12 protein-coding genes, 1 pseudogene and 1 riboswitch are annotated in these 13,309 nt (G+C 63.0%); of the genes and pseudogenes, 6 read left to right on the forward strand and 7 right to left on the reverse strand.

The window, feature by feature from the left end; all coding sequences use genetic code 11:
* Positions 1-98: 98 nt before the first annotated feature.
* On the reverse strand, positions 99-1,262 hold the full coding sequence (locus N5J71_RS21330; protein WP_279917603.1) for a 1-acyl-sn-glycerol-3-phosphate acyltransferase: 1,164 nt from the start codon (positions 1,260-1,262) through the stop codon (positions 99-101).
* Between the two features lie 100 nt (positions 1,263-1,362).
* On the opposite strand from N5J71_RS21330, the gene N5J71_RS21335 reads away from it, so the two are divergent.
* Genes N5J71_RS21335 through N5J71_RS21345 form a run of 3 tightly spaced genes read left to right on the forward strand, consistent with a single transcriptional unit; the run spans position 1,363 to position 2,450 of the window.
* Positions 1,363-1,545 (forward strand): CPXCG motif-containing cysteine-rich protein, encoded by a 183-nt coding sequence (locus N5J71_RS21335; RefSeq protein WP_147809969.1) that lies wholly within the window; start codon positions 1,363-1,365, stop codon positions 1,543-1,545.
* Positions 1,545-1,805 (forward strand): putative signal transducing protein, encoded by a 261-nt coding sequence (locus tag N5J71_RS21340; RefSeq protein ID WP_147809968.1) that lies wholly within the window; start codon positions 1,545-1,547, stop codon positions 1,803-1,805. Before N5J71_RS21335 ends, N5J71_RS21340 begins: the two co-directional genes overlap by 1 nt.
* Positions 1,806-1,832: 27 nt before the next feature.
* Positions 1,833-2,450, forward strand: coding sequence for an SOS response-associated peptidase (locus tag N5J71_RS21345; RefSeq protein ID WP_279917604.1), 618 nt, complete (start codon positions 1,833-1,835; stop codon positions 2,448-2,450).
* Positions 2,451-2,519: 69 nt separating this feature from the next.
* On the opposite strand, the gene N5J71_RS21350 is transcribed toward N5J71_RS21345, so the two are convergent.
* Complete coding sequence (locus N5J71_RS21350) at positions 2,520-4,646, reverse strand: methyl-accepting chemotaxis protein (protein ID WP_279917605.1); 2,127 nt, start codon at positions 4,644-4,646, stop codon at positions 2,520-2,522.
* A 194-nt stretch (positions 4,647-4,840) separates the two neighbouring features.
* Here N5J71_RS21350 and N5J71_RS21355 point away from each other — a divergent pair, with 194 nt between their 5' ends.
* Positions 4,841-5,662 carry a M48 family metallopeptidase gene (locus tag N5J71_RS21355; RefSeq protein WP_279917606.1) on the forward strand — a complete coding sequence of 274 codons (822 nt, stop codon included), beginning with the start codon at positions 4,841-4,843 and terminating at the stop codon, positions 5,660-5,662.
* 52 nt (positions 5,663-5,714) lie between these two features.
* On the opposite strand, the pseudogene N5J71_RS21360 reads toward N5J71_RS21355, so the two are convergent.
* From N5J71_RS21360 to N5J71_RS21375, 4 genes and pseudogenes are all read right to left on the reverse strand, one after another.
* Positions 5,715-6,157, reverse strand: a pseudogene (locus N5J71_RS21360) (ketosteroid isomerase-related protein).
* 106 nt (positions 6,158-6,263) lie between these two features.
* Positions 6,264-6,845: a TMEM165/GDT1 family protein gene (locus tag N5J71_RS21365; protein ID WP_230927749.1), complete on the reverse strand. Its 582-nt coding sequence runs from the start codon at positions 6,843-6,845 to the stop codon at positions 6,264-6,266.
* A gap of 93 nt (positions 6,846-6,938) precedes the next feature.
* Positions 6,939-7,059, reverse strand: a riboswitch (yybP-ykoY riboswitch).
* A gap of 125 nt (positions 7,060-7,184) precedes the next feature.
* A complete protein-coding gene (locus tag N5J71_RS21370; protein WP_279917607.1) occupies positions 7,185-8,189 on the reverse strand; it encodes a methyltransferase in 1,005 nt (334 codons plus the stop codon).
* Positions 8,190-8,306: 117 nt separating this feature from the next.
* Positions 8,307-9,272: a 2-hydroxyacid dehydrogenase gene (locus N5J71_RS21375; RefSeq protein ID WP_279917608.1), complete on the reverse strand. Its 966-nt coding sequence runs from the start codon at positions 9,270-9,272 to the stop codon at positions 8,307-8,309.
* Positions 9,273-9,351: 79 nt separating this feature from the next.
* On the opposite strand from N5J71_RS21375, the gene N5J71_RS21380 reads away from it, so the two are divergent.
* Entirely contained in the window at positions 9,352-9,981 is a 630-nt protein-coding gene (locus tag N5J71_RS21380; protein ID WP_279917609.1) for a LysE family translocator, read from the forward strand.
* Positions 9,982-10,026: 45 nt separating this feature from the next.
* Here N5J71_RS21380 and N5J71_RS21385 read toward each other — a convergent pair whose 3' ends face one another.
* Entirely contained in the window at positions 10,027-11,202 is a 1,176-nt protein-coding gene (locus N5J71_RS21385; protein ID WP_279917610.1) for a thiolase family protein, read from the reverse strand.
* A gap of 190 nt (positions 11,203-11,392) precedes the next feature.
* On the opposite strand from N5J71_RS21385, the gene N5J71_RS21390 reads away from it, so the two are divergent.
* The gene (locus N5J71_RS21390; RefSeq protein WP_279917611.1) at positions 11,393-13,075 is read left to right on the forward strand and encodes a fatty acid--CoA ligase; all 1,683 of its coding nucleotides are present in this window, start codon (positions 11,393-11,395) and stop codon (positions 13,073-13,075) included.
* Positions 13,076-13,309: the final 234 nt, after the last annotated feature.

Consider the following 13,309-nt stretch of genomic DNA (forward strand, 5'->3'; position numbering starts at 1 on the left):
CTGGTTCGCGGCGGGGCGCCGCTCCTACCCATTGGCAGCGTCGACGCTTAACTGACAGACATTAGCCTGATGGCTGCCGTTTTGTTTATACCGTGCACTTACAGCGGCAGCCCCGCCTTGACTCGATACTTATTTCGTACCGGGTTGGCGTACTGCAGGATCAGGAACGGCTTCTCTTCGGCGCTGCAGGCGGCCAGGCGCTTCTGCCACTCGGCTTCGGCCTTGGCCAGTTCTGCGGCCGGGAACAACTCGCTTGCCGCCGGCACATTCAGCTCGGCTTCGCGGCCTTCCCACATGGAGTAGGCCAGGTAGTGCACAGGGAACAGACGGTACTGGCCAAGAATCTGGCGATCCACTTCCCGGGCAAGCTGCTTGGTGTCCTCCAGGCCTGCTGCCGGTGGGCCGAAGTGCAGGTGCACACGGCCTTTGTAGCCGGTGATGCCCAGGGCGATGCTGGCGTCGTCCTCACCGGGGGCCTTGGTATAGCTGCCGGTGGCAGCGCGCACGCTCAGCTCGCGGGCCTTGGCCAGGTCGCAGGGGTCGTACTCGTAGCTGATCGATACCGGGATCAGATTCAGCGAGTCGATGACCTCGGCGAACGGCTCGTCCTTGCGACTCATGTGGAACATCTTGAGGATGGCCGAGTCGGTGCGGTCATCACCATCCTTGGCGCGGCCTTCGGCCTGGGCGATCCAGATCGACTCGCCGTCTTCACGGATCGAGTGATTGATATACGCCGACAGCAGCTGATAAGCCGCCAGCTTCTCGCGTCGGCCGCTGATCGAGCGGTGCACGATGAAACTCTTGTTCAGGCGCATCAGGTCGCTGACGAAGGGGCGCTGCAGCAGGTTGTCGCCGATGGCGATACGTGGTGTCTGCAGGCCGGCATGGTAGACGGCGTAGTTGACGAAGGCCGGGTCCATGACGATATCGCGGTGGTTGGCCAGGTACAGGTACGGCTTACCGGTTTGCAGGTGTTCCAGGCCGGAGTAGCTGATGCCATCGCTGGCATGTTCGATGATGCGATCGATATAGGGTTCGATCTTCTCCTGCAGCTTGGCCACCGAGTCGACGTTGGCGAACTCGCTGCGTAGGCGCGCGGCGATCAGCGGCTTGAGCAGCCAGCCTAAAGGCCCAGCCAGGCGCGGAAAGCGAAAACGGGTAAGGGTGCCGAGAAACGCCGGATCGGCGAGCAGGCGCGCCAGCACGGGGCGTACTTCTGCGTCGGCATAGGGTCGGATGGCATCGAATGCGCCCATCATGCTCTCTTGTGTTCTGGAACGGCTAAGGTTGAATTGAGGTCTGCTTAACAGAGTGAGCAGTAGACCGGCGATTATACCGCCAAGTCACAAGGAGGCCGCGATGCTGGAAAGCGAGTCGTATTATTGCCCTTACTGTGGGGAGCCGGCCGAGGCCGTGCTGGATCTGTCCGGTGGTGATCAGGTTTATATCGAGGACTGCCCGGTGTGCTGCCGACCGATCGAGTTCGAGCTGCGCACCGACGGTGTCGACTGGCAGCTGGACGTGCGTGCGGAGAACGACTGATGCAGCGAATCTACGAGCCGGAAAATCTGCTGGAGGGTCAGATGTTGGTGGATATGCTGGCCAGCGAAGGGATCGAGGCGCACTTGCTCGGCCAGCACCTGGTCGGCGCGATGGGTGAACTGCCGGCCTGCGGTCTGCTCGGCATGGTGGTCGCGGATGACGATGCAGGGCGGGCGCGGATGCTGATCGCTGAGTACAATGCGGCGCAACCCGTACCTGGCGACGAGCCAGAGTCCTTTCAGGGCGTATTGCTTTGTTGATGCGCCCCCTGTCTGTCGAGTCGTTTCATGTGTGGACGTTATGCCCTGTTTCGCTGGTCGCCCGCTTTTGCAGCGCTGCCCGGCTTTCCTGCTGACCAGAAACCGCACTGGAATCTGGCGCCCAACGGTCAGGTGCTGATGTTGCGTGCTGGCGAGCAAGGGCCGCAAGTGGCCGCGGCGCGTTGGGGGCTGACGCCGGCCTGGCTCAAGGATCTGTCCAAGACCCCGGCTCATGCCCGCGCCGAAACCCTGGCCGAGCAGCCGATGTTTCGCGAGCCTTTTCGCCTGCGCCGCGCGCTGCTGCCGGCCAACGGTTTCTACGAATGGCGCGGGGGCGCGCGCAAGCGTCCGTACTGGATGAGCAATGGCGATTCGCTGATGCATTTCGCGGCGTTGTGGGAGCTGTATCCGGTGGGCGGGCATGAATACCTGAGCGTGGCGCTGATTACTCAGGCGGCTGCTACGCTGCGCCGGCCCTTGATTCTCGGCGCGCATGAGCAGGCGCTGTGGTTGAGCCCTGACACGCCTCCCGAGCAACTGGCGGCGCTACTGGCCAAGCCGCAGGTTGCCCTGCGTGAGCGCGCGCTGGCAACGCTGGTCAACGACCCGAAGCTGGATGCGCCGGAGTGCCTGACGCCGGCTTGAGCCAGTGCAGCACTGCGGGCGGAGCTTGGCCTGACATACCTTGGCGCAGCCCCTGCGCTATGCAGTGCCTCATACCTTGAACTGATTGATCAGCCGGCGCTGCTGTTCGGCCAGCTTGGTCAGTTGGGCGCTGGCCTGGCTGGCTTCGTCGGCACCGCTGGCCACCTCGTTGGCGACCAGGCCGATATTGGTGACGTTACGGTTGATGTCCTCGGCCACGGCGCTCTGCTCCTCGGCGGCGCTGGCGATCTGCGTGTTCATGTCATTGATCACCGACACCGCCTGGGTGATGGACTCCAGCGATTGAGCGGCCTGGTTGGCGTGCTCCACGCTGTCGTCGGTCTTGCTCTGGCTCTGCTCCATCACCTTGACCACTTCGCGGGTGCCCTGCTGCAGTTGCTGGATCATGTTCTGGATTTCTTCGGTGGCTTGCTGGGTCTTCTGCGCCAGGTTGCGCACTTCATCGGCGACCACGGCAAAACCTCGACCTTGTTCGCCGGCGCGGGCTGCCTCGATGGCCGCATTTAGGGCCAGCAGGTTGGTCTGCTCGGCAATGCCGCGTATGGCGACAAGGATGGCGTTGATGTTCTCGCTGTCCTTGGCCAGGTTCTGCACCACGCCCACGGCGCGGCCGATTTCGCTGGCCAGTGCGGCGATGGCGGTGGAGGTTTCCTGCACCACCTGCTTGCCCTGATTGGCCGCCTGGTCGGCGTGGTTGGCGGCTTCGGCGGCATGGGTGGCGTTGCGCGCGACGTCCTGGGCGGTGGCGGTCATTTCGTGCACGGCGGTGGCGACCAGCTCGATCTCGGCCAGTTGCTTCTGCACGCCCTGGTTGGTGCGAATGGCGATGTCCGCCGTGTGCTCCGAGGAGTCGCTGACCTGCTGCACCGACGTGACCACGGCGGCGATCATGCTTTGCAGTTTGGCCAGGAAGGCGTTGAAGCCCGCTGCGATCTGCCCCAGTTCGTCCTTGCGATCGACCTGCAGGCGTACGGTGAGGTCGCCTTCGCCCTTGGCAATATTGTCGAGCATGCCGACCATCTGCCGCAGCGGGCGGGCGATGCCGTAGCCGACCAGCCAGACCACCAGCAGCCCGAGGCCGGCAATCAGCAGACCCACCAGGGCCATGCCGAGGGTGTCCTCGTGCGCCTGTGCGGCGAGGTCGGACTGCAACTGCTGCAGTTCGGCGAACACCGCCGAGGTGGGCAGGGCGATGGCCAGGGTCCAGCGCGTCGAGGTGCCGGCGACCTGGAAGGGGTAGAGTAGCTCGAACAGCTGCTGGGCCTCGTTGTGACGCACGATGGGGTGGTTGTCGCCGCCTTTGAGCGCCTGCAGCAGGTCCTCCGGCAGCACCCGCGAAGCCGGTTGGCTGATCAGCGCGGCGTCCTGGGTTGCGGCAATCAGGGTGCCGTTGGCGGCCACCAGCGCCAGTTCGCCGGCCCCGCCATATAGTTCGCCCTTGACCTGCTCCAGCAGGCCCTGGATGAAATCCAGCGCCAGGTCATTGCCCACCGCGCCGAGGAAGCGCCCGTCGACCACGATGGGCGCGTTGAAGGAGGACACCAGTACCTGCTTGCCACCGAAATCATAGGCGGCCGGATCGATGACGCAGGGCTGCTTGCTCTGTTTCGGGCACAGGTAGTACTCGCCCTCGCGCACGCCGGTCGGCAGGCGCTTCTCGCTCTCCATCTGTTCGGCGGTCAGCGGCAGTACCTTGAAGGCGCCGCCCTCGCGGTACCACCAGGGCATGAAACGTCCGGTCTGGTCGTAGCCCTCGGCCTCGCGTCCGGCGTAGTTTGCGTCGTCCTGGTCGAAGGCGTTGGGCTCCCAGCCGATGAAGAAGTCCAGCAAGTCGGGGTTGTCCTGCAGATAGCTGACCAGCAGCGAGGACAGCTCCTCGCGGCTCAGCTGCAGCCTTTCATTGCCCGGAGCCATTCGCGCGTTCAGCGTGGCCACGGACTTGGCCAGGGTCATGGGCGCCTCGAACTGCCGCTGCAACCGACCGACCTGGGCCTCGGCGAGCGCTACCAGGCGCTGTTCGATGACCTGCTGCAGCAGGCCGCGGGTGTTTTCTTGCACCACCTGCTGGGTTCGCCCATTGGCGAACAGGGCGTAGAGTACCAGCGCAACCACCACGGCCAGTACGCTCGCTCCGGCGAGAAAGGCAACGGAAAACTGGATGGATCGGAACTTCATGGGGGCTCCCCGGCTCAATGTGTCCACCAAGGGATAGCGGCAAGGGCGCAGCGTAACTTTAATCGCTTGGCGCAAACGGCATGGTCGATGACGCTTTCAGCGGGAAAAAGCGTGCCAGAGATGCGCAACCGCTGTGGTTGCCCGGACCGGGGGCGAGGCCTAGCATAGTGATTCCGATTCCAGGAGATGGCTCGATGAGTAAGGCTTTTTACCTGAGTGGCCTGGCTGCAGCACTGGTGCTGGCCGGTTGTCAGGCCGTCAATACCACCAGCGGCGGTGCGGTGGGCGTGGAGCGCAAGCAGTACATGTTCAGCATGCTGTCGGCCGAGCAGGTCAACCAGATGTACGCGCAGTCCTATCAGCAGACGTTGAGCGAAGCATCGAGCAAGGGTGTGCTGGACAAGACCAGTGCCAATGCCAAGCGTCTGCAGACCATTGCCGGGCGGCTGATTCCGCAGGCACCGCGTTTTCGCCCGGATGCCGCCAACTGGCAGTGGGAGGTCAACCTGATCAAGAGCCCGGAGCTCAATGCCAACTGTGGGCCGGGCGGCAAGATCATTTTCTACAGTGGCATCATCGAGAAGCTGAAGCTGACCGATGACGAGATCGCCGCGATCATGGGCCACGAGATGGCGCATGCACTGCGTGAGCACAGCCGTGAAGCGATGTCCAAGGCGTATGGTATTCAGGTCGCCAGGCAGGGGGCCAGCGCCCTGCTGGGGTTGGGCGAGACGAGCATGGCTCTGGCCGATGCCGTGGTGCAGTACAGCCTGACCTTGCCCAACAGCCGCAGTAACGAGAACGAGGCCGACCTGATTGGCCTGGAGCTGGCAGCTCGTGCAGGCTATGACCCCAATGCAGCCATCAGCCTGTGGCAGAAGATGGAGGCCGCCGGTGGTGGTGCACCGCCCGAGTTTATGAGCACTCACCCATCGTCCAGCAGTCGGATCGCCTCGCTACAGGCAGCCATACCCAAGGTGATGCCACTCTACGAGCAGGCCAGGGCCGGGCGCTGAGTTCGCGATGAAAACGGCGCGGCGTGAGACTGCACGCCGCGCTGTTGGCGTTTCAGGGTTGCGCGGTTTCGGCAAGCGGGCGGGTCTGCATGCCCAGTTGAGCACGAAAACTTTCCATGTCGAACATGGTGCAGATTTCCTGAATCTCATTGCTGGGGTTCAGTGTCCAGAATGCCATGGCTGAAATGCTCAGCACCTTGTCGCTCGGGCCTAGTCCAGTGCCGGTTTCTGGATGGTGCCGATCAGCGTACTCCAGGTCACCACCTTGTAGCCTTCGGCGATGCAGTCTTCGACCACTATCTGCAGATCCGGCATCGCCAGGCGTATGCTCTGTACCAGTTGCACGAAGCCGGCGCTGTTCAGCGGATGGCCGACGAATGAACTCTTGTAGATGAAGTCGCGGCTGTGCAGCTGTTCTGCCAGCGCCAGGTGGCCCCTGTTCCAGGTGAGGTCGATGTGCTGGCACACCATTCTCTTGCGATCATCCAATGACATGCTGCCTTCTGACTGCTGACCGAAGTTGCGTGACGTGCACATACTCTAGCCGCAGTCAGGGCGCTGGGATTGGCCAAGGTGTCCGAGTGTCGGCGTCGGCAATCGGTCAGGCCAGTCCGCTCAGTTTCAGCGCCTGGTAGCCAGCATAGATTGCCAGTGCAGCGAAGGCGCAGGCGGCCAGGCGGCGGATCAGCGTCAGCGGCAGGCGATCGGCGGCGAAATTGCCCGCCAGCACCACCGGTACGTTGGCGATCAGCATGCCCAGGGTGGTGCCAATGACCACCAGGATGAAGTGCGGGTACTGCGCGGCCAGCATCACGGTCGCGACCTGGGTCTTGTCGCCCATCTCGGCGAGGAAGAAGGCGATCAGCGTGGTGAGGAAGGGGCCGTATTTCTTCAGGCCGGATGCTTCATCATCGTCGAGTTTGTCCGGCACCAGGGTCCAGGCTGCCACGGCGACGAAACTCGCAGCGAGAATCCAGCTCAGCGTGGCAGGCGAGAAGAAGCCGGCAACCCAATTACCCACGGCGCCGGCAGCGAAATGGTTGGCCAGGGTGGCGACGACGATGCCCCAGATGATCGGCCAGGGCTTGCGAAAACGTGCGGCCAGCAGCAGAGCGAGCAACTGGGTTTTGTCACCGATTTCGGCGAGGGCGACGATCAGGGTGGGAACGAACAGGGATTCCAGCATCAGGTTTCCTAAAGGGGCGGGTCGACACGGCTTATGACACGAACGACCTTCCCGCCCCGGGTATAGGTTGTGCGTGTCATAGGTCTTGTCAAACCGCAGGCCTCTCTGTGAAGGCCTTGGGTCGTATACGCCATGCTCTGCGGAGCAAGTGTGTTGACGCATACCGGGCGAGCAGGGCGCTCGCGGGAGACTACTCCCCTAGGACGGGCGCAATTGTGCCCAAGTGCTCGGTGCAGGGCAAGCCCGTCGATCAACGTCAGTCATCTTGTAGGGTGGGCTTTAGCCCACGCCGGGCGAGCAAGTTGGTGGGCTGAAGCGGAGCGCCGCCCGGCCCCCCTACGGGCTTTTTGCAAAGGCCTGGTAGATGCGAAAACCGTCCGCCTTGGCCAGGGTGCGGCAGGGGCCGAGATGGCGCTCGATCAGAGGCGGATACTTGAGGAAGCTGTTGGCCACCAGGCGCAGCTCGCCACCTTTTACCAAGTGGCGAGCCGCCTGGCTCAGCAGGTTCTCGCTGGCCTGGTAGTCGGTGTGCACACCCTGATGGAACGGCGGGTTGCTGACGATGGCGCTGAGTCCCTCGGGTGCCGATTCGATGCCCGTGCCGGCGATCAGGTTGGCTGACAGGCCATTGCGGGCGAGGGTCAGGCGGCTGCTTTCCAGGGCGAAGGCGTCAACATCCAGCAGGCTCAGCTCGCTGTCTGGGTAACGCCTTTTGAGCGCAGCGCCGAGTACTCCGGCACCGCAGCCGAAATCGAGCAGGTGGCCGCTGGGCAGGTCATCCAGATGCTCGAGCAGCAATGCGCTGCCGCGATCCAGGCGGCCATGGGCGAACACACCGGGCAGGGTGACGATCTCCAGGGCACAGTCGGCCAGCGGCAATGAGTAGCTCTGCGCCAGGGCGTGCAGATCCGGCACAGGCGGTGCCTGCTCCACCTCGACGCACCAGAGTTGGCAGTGCCGCGCGCTGTCGAGCTTGCGTGGCTTGCCATAGGCTGCCAGCTGTTTGGCCGCACGTTCGATGCCGCCACGTTTTTCACCGACCAGGTACAGCGGCTTGCCGCCCAGGCGCGAGGCCAGCGCTTGCAGCAGGTAATCGGCCAGTTCGCGGGATTTGGGCAGGAACAGCACGGCAGCGCGGAAGTCACCTTCGGGCATGTCTGTGGCGAACTGGCAGCGCCCAGCAAAGCGTGCGGCAAGCGATGCCTGGTCGCCCGCATGCCAGTTCCAGCCGCGTGCCTGAGGCAGGGCGCCGAGCAGGTCGTCAGCCGGCAGGCCGGCCAACAGCAGTTCGCCACCGAACAATTCAGCCTGGCGCAGGAGAACTTCGCTTCGCGGGTCCATGGTATTTCCTGAGAATCTGTTTACGGCGCGCGGTGTAGGAGCGAGCTCTGCTCGCGAAGATTTTGCTGTTGACCGTGTTCGCTCGCGACGCACGCTCCTACAAGAAAGCTGCGCAGCTTACCCGACCACTCGCAGCGGCGCACCGGCGAAGAAACCAGCGGCGTTTTCCACGACCTGGCCGACGATGCGCTGGCGGGCTTCCTGGCTCCCCCAGGCGCTGTGCGGGGTGACGATCAGGCGCGGAATGTCGGCGGCCAGTAGTGGGTTGCCATCTTTCGGCGGCTCCTGAGTCAGCACGTCGGTGGCCGCACCGCCCAGATGACCGCTGCGCAGGGCATCGGCCAAGGCCTGTTCGTCGACCAGGCCGCCACGCGCGGTGTTGATCAGGAACGCGCGCGGCTTCATCAGCGCCAGTTCCTGCGCACCGATCATGTTGCGCGTCTGCTCGTTGAGTGGGCAGTGCAGGGTCAGCGCATCGACTTGCGGCAACAGTTCGTGCAGCGGCAGGCGATCGGCGCGCGCGGGGCGGCCGGGCAGTTGGCCAAGCAGCACGCGCATGCCGAAGGCTTCGGCCAGGCGGGCGACGGCGCCGCCCAGTTCGCCATGGCCGAGCATGCCCAGCGTCTTGCCTTCGAGTTCGACGATGGGGTGATCGAGCAGGCAGAACTGACTGGCTTGTTGCCAACGACCGGCAGCGATATCGCGCTGGTAGTCGGGCAGGCGCGTGGCCAGGGCCAGCAGCAGCATCAAGGTGTGCTGTGCCACGGACGGGGTGCCGTAGCCCTGGCAGTTGCACACGGTTACGCCGTGGTCACTGGCGGCTTTCAGGTCGATGTTGTTGATGCCGGTAGCGGTTACCAGAACCAGTTTCAACTCTGGGCAGGCAGCGAAGGTGGCGGCGTCCAACGGCACCTTGTTGCTGATGGCGACCTGGGCCCCTTGCAGGCGTTCGGCGACCTGATCCGGACGTGTGTGCGCGTGCAGGGTCAGCTCGGCGAACGCCTGATGCAGCGGTTGCATGTCGAGGTCGCCAAGGTCGAGGGAGGCATGGTCGAGGAAGACGGCGCGTGGGCTGTTGCTCATCAGCTGTACCTTTTCGCAGGAGGGTCGCAAGAGTAGATTGGCGAGCCTACCAGACCTTCAGCGTCGATGCGGAGCCGCCATGTACTGGAGTGAATTTCTCACCGTTGCCTTGATTCACCTGCTGGCGGTGGCCAGCCCTGGGCCTGATTTCGCCATCGTTGTGCGCGAGAGCGTCGGCTACGGTCGCCGCGCGGGACTGTTCACCGCCTTCGGAGTGGGCACCGGGATTCTGGTCCACGTCACTTATTCGTTGCTCGGTATCGGCCTGATCGTGTCGCAGTCCATCGTCCTGTTCAACGCGCTGAAATGGCTGGCGGCGGCCTACCTGCTGTATATCGGCATCAAGGCGCTGCGCGCGCGCCCGGCCGACTCGGCCAGTGCCGAGCTGAATCTGGCCGCCGGCGAGCGCAGCGGTCGTGGCGCCTTCGTCACGGGGTTTATCACCAATGGCTTGAATCCCAAGGCGACGCTGTTCTTCCTGTCGCTGTTCACCGTGGTGATCAACCCGCATACCCCAGTGGCGGTGCAGGCCGGTTACGGCCTGTATCTGGCGCTGGCCACCGCGTTCTGGTTCTGCCTGGTAGCCTGGCTGTTCAGCCAGCAGCGCGTGCGCGCCGGCTTTGCCCGTATGGGGCACTGGTTCGATCGGCTGATGGGCGCAGTGTTGGTCGGCATCGGTGTGAAGCTGGCGTTTACCGAAATGCGCTAAACGAAAGAGCCCCGCGATTGCGGGGCTCTTTGCTGATGGGGCGAGTTACAGCAGTTCGATGGCCACCGCTGTCGCTTCGCCGCCGCCGATGCACAGCGAGGCGACGCCGCGCTTGCCACCTTTCTTCTGCAGGGCGTTGATCAGAGTGAGGATGATCCGCGAGCCGGTGGAGCCCACCGGGTGGCCCTGGGCACAGGCACCGCCGAACACGTTGACCTTGGCATGGTCCAGGCCGTGCTCGCGCATGGCCAGCATGGTCACCATGGCGAAGGCTTCGTTGATCTCGAACAGATCGATTTCGTCCTTGCTCCAGCCGGTTTTTTTCAGCAGGTTGCTCATGGCACCGATGGGAGCCAGGGTGAACTCGCTCGGGGCCTGGCTCTGCGTCGCGTGGGCAACGACCCTGGCCAGCGGCTTGAGGCCGCGCTTGGCGGCTTCATCAGCGGTCATCAATAGCAGCGCGCTGGCGCCATCGGAAATAGAACTGGCGTTGGCGGCGGTGATGGTGCCGTCTTTCTTGAAGGCGGGTTTGAGTGTCGGGATCTTGTCCAGGTTGGCCGTCAGCGGCTGTTCGTCATCCTTGACCACCACCTCACCCTTGCGCGAGGTGACGGTGACCGGGACGATCTCCGCGTCCAGCGAGCCGTCCTTGATCGCCGCCTGCGCGCGGCGCAGCGATTCGATGGCATAGGCGTCCATTTCCTCACGGGTGATGCCGTACTGGTCGGCCGTTTCCTGGGCGAAGGAGCCCATCAGGCGGCCAGTGCGCGCGTCTTCCAGGCCGTCGAGGAACATGTGGTCCTTGATCTCGCCATGGCCCATGCGCAGGCCGGTGCGGGCCTTTTCCAGCACATAGGGCGCGTTGGACATGCTTTCCATGCCGCCAGCGATCATTACCTGGTTGCTGCCGGCCTTCAGCGAGTCGAAAGCCATCATCACCGCCTTCATACCCGAGCCGCAGAGTTTGTTGATGGTGGTGCAACCGGTGGCGGAGGGCAGACCGGCATTGAGCGAAGCCTGACGGGCCGGACCTTGCTTGAGGCCAGCGGGCAGTACGCAGCCCATGATCACTTCCTGCACGTCGGCCGGCTCGATACCGGCGCGCTTGACTGCTTCACGAATGGCGGCAGCGCCCAGCTCGACGGCAGGCACGCTGGCCAGGCTGCCTTGAAAACCGCCCATGGGAGTACGGGCGCCGCTGACGATGACGATATCGGACATGGTGTTACCTCGAACGAAAGTGTGGCTCGGTGAAGTCTGTTTATAGACTGGCTTGATGGCCTGATTCTAACCTGTGACCAAAAGTGGCCATAGGGTCACGTGGCAAATCATTCTTTGGGCTGATTTAGCTGTGCATGAGCCGCTCTAGAGTCGTTGCATACCTATTCCTCGCGTGCCTCAAGGTGACTTCATGCTGCAGACTCGACTGATTCCCCCCGCCGACAATGCTCATGCCTATCCGTTGCTGATCAAGCGCCTGCTGTTATCTGGCAGTCGCTACGAGAAAACCCGCGAAATCGTCTATCGCGACAAGCTGCGCTACAGCTACGCCACCTTCAACGAGCGTGTCGCGCGCCTGGCCAATGTGCTTAGCCAGGCGGGGGTCAAGGCCGGTGATACCGTGGCGGTGATGGATTGGGACAGCCACCGCTATCTGGAGTGCATGTTCGCCATTCCCATGCTCGGCGCGGTGCTGCATACCATCAACATCCGCCTGTCGCCGGATCAAATCCTCTACACCATGAACCATGCCGAAGACCGTTTCGTGCTGGTCAACAGTGAGTTCGTGCCGCTCTACAACGGTATTGCCGGTCAACTGACCACGGTGGAGAAAACCCTGCTGCTGACCGATGGCGAAGACAAGAACGCCGACCTGCCGAACCTCGTTGGCGAGTACGAGAGCCTGCTGGCTGCGGCCAGCCCGCACTATGACTTCGCCGATTTCGATGAGAACTCGGTGGCTACGACCTTCTATACCACTGGCACCACTGGTAACCCCAAGGGCGTGTACTTCACTCATCGGCAACTGGTGCTGCACACCATGTCCATGGCGACCACCATGGGCGGCCTGGACAGCATCCGCCTGCTGGGCAACGACGATGTCTACATGCCGATCACCCCGATGTTCCACGTGCATGCCTGGGGCGTGCCGTACGTGGCCACCATGCTCGGGGTCAAGCAGGTATATCCCGGCCGCTACGAGCCGGACATGCTTTGCCGCCTGATCAAGGAAGAGAAGGTCACCTTCTCCCACTGCGTGCCGACCATTCTGCAGATGCTGCTGAGCGCGCCAGGTGCGCAGGGCCATGATTTCGGCGGCATGAAGATGATCATCGGTGGTAGCGCGCTCAATCGCTCCCTCTACGAGGCGGCCAAGGCGCGCGGCATCCAGCTGACAGCGGCCTATGGCATGTCCGAGACCTGCCCACTGATTTCCTGCGCTTACCTCAATGAGGAGCTGCGCGCCGGTAGCGAGGACGAGCGCACCACCTATCGAATCAAGGCTGGTATTCCGGTGCCGCTGGTGGAAGCCGCAATCATGGATGCCGATGGCAAATTGCTGCCTAGCGACGGTGAGTCCCAGGGCGAGCTGGTGCTGCGCGCGCCCTGGCTGACCCAGGGCTATTTCCGTGAGCCTGAGAAGGGCGAGGAGCTTTGGGCACATGGTTGGCTGCATACCGGCGATGTGGCAACCATCGATGGTATGGGCTTTATCGAGATTCGTGACCGTATCAAGGATGTGATCAAGACCGGGGGGGAATGGATTTCGTCGCTGGAGCTGGAAGACCTGATCAGCCGCCACCCGGCAGTGCGCGAAGTGGCGGTGGTGGGGGTGCCGGATCCGCAGTGGGGCGAACGGCCATTCGCCTTGGTGGTGTTGCGTGACGCGCAGAGTTTGGATGCCAAGGGGCTAAAGGAGCACCTCAAGCCTTTCGTCGAGCAAGGTCACATCAACAAGTGGGCGATTCCCACGCAAATCGCGCTTGTTACCGAAATTCCCAAGACCAGCGTCGGCAAACTGGACAAGAAGCGCATTCGCGTCGAAATCGCCCAATGGCAAGAAGCCGGTAGTGCGTTTCTGTCCACGCTGTGAGGTGCGAATTGACTGGGCGGTTAAAGTGACCGCTCAGTCAAACAAGCGTTTGGCTTGCTAATTGCTGTTTCACGTCCATGCTTGGCTAGGGGCAGGGTCTGAAACCTGCGAGCCAGAGTGGCTGGGGGCTGCAAATCACACTTTCGAGGGATCAAGCAGTACCACCTGCTGGCTATAGTCCAAGCATCCATAACAAAAAACACATGGAGTAGCGTCGATGACAACAAAAACAAA

It is taken from the genome of Ectopseudomonas oleovorans (assembly GCF_029845265.1).
In the GTDB taxonomy this organism is placed as follows: Bacteria; Pseudomonadota; Gammaproteobacteria; order Pseudomonadales; family Pseudomonadaceae; genus Aquipseudomonas; species Aquipseudomonas oleovorans.

Excerpts from the sequence above, each read along its gene's own strand:
- N5J71_RS21330 (WP_279917603.1), bottom strand. The coding sequence starts at position 1,262 with ATGATGGGCGCATTCGATGCCATCCGACCCTATGCCGACGCAGAAGTA.
- N5J71_RS21335 (WP_147809969.1), top strand. The coding sequence starts at position 1,363 with ATGCTGGAAAGCGAGTCGTATTATTGCCCTTACTGTGGGGAGCCGGCC.
- N5J71_RS21340 (WP_147809968.1), top strand. The coding sequence starts at position 1,545 with ATGCAGCGAATCTACGAGCCGGAAAATCTGCTGGAGGGTCAGATGTTG.
- N5J71_RS21345 (WP_279917604.1), top strand. The coding sequence starts at position 1,833 with ATGTGTGGACGTTATGCCCTGTTTCGCTGGTCGCCCGCTTTTGCAGCG.
- N5J71_RS21350 (WP_279917605.1), bottom strand. The coding sequence starts at position 4,646 with ATGAAGTTCCGATCCATCCAGTTTTCCGTTGCCTTTCTCGCCGGAGCG.
- N5J71_RS21355 (WP_279917606.1), top strand. The coding sequence starts at position 4,841 with ATGAGTAAGGCTTTTTACCTGAGTGGCCTGGCTGCAGCACTGGTGCTG.
- N5J71_RS21370 (WP_279917607.1), bottom strand. The coding sequence starts at position 8,189 with ATGGACCCGCGAAGCGAAGTTCTCCTGCGCCAGGCTGAATTGTTCGGT.
- N5J71_RS21375 (WP_279917608.1), bottom strand. The coding sequence starts at position 9,272 with ATGAGCAACAGCCCACGCGCCGTCTTCCTCGACCATGCCTCCCTCGAC.
- N5J71_RS21380 (WP_279917609.1), top strand. The coding sequence starts at position 9,352 with ATGTACTGGAGTGAATTTCTCACCGTTGCCTTGATTCACCTGCTGGCG.
- N5J71_RS21385 (WP_279917610.1), bottom strand. The coding sequence starts at position 11,202 with ATGTCCGATATCGTCATCGTCAGCGGCGCCCGTACTCCCATGGGCGGT.
- N5J71_RS21390 (WP_279917611.1), top strand. The coding sequence starts at position 11,393 with ATGCTGCAGACTCGACTGATTCCCCCCGCCGACAATGCTCATGCCTAT.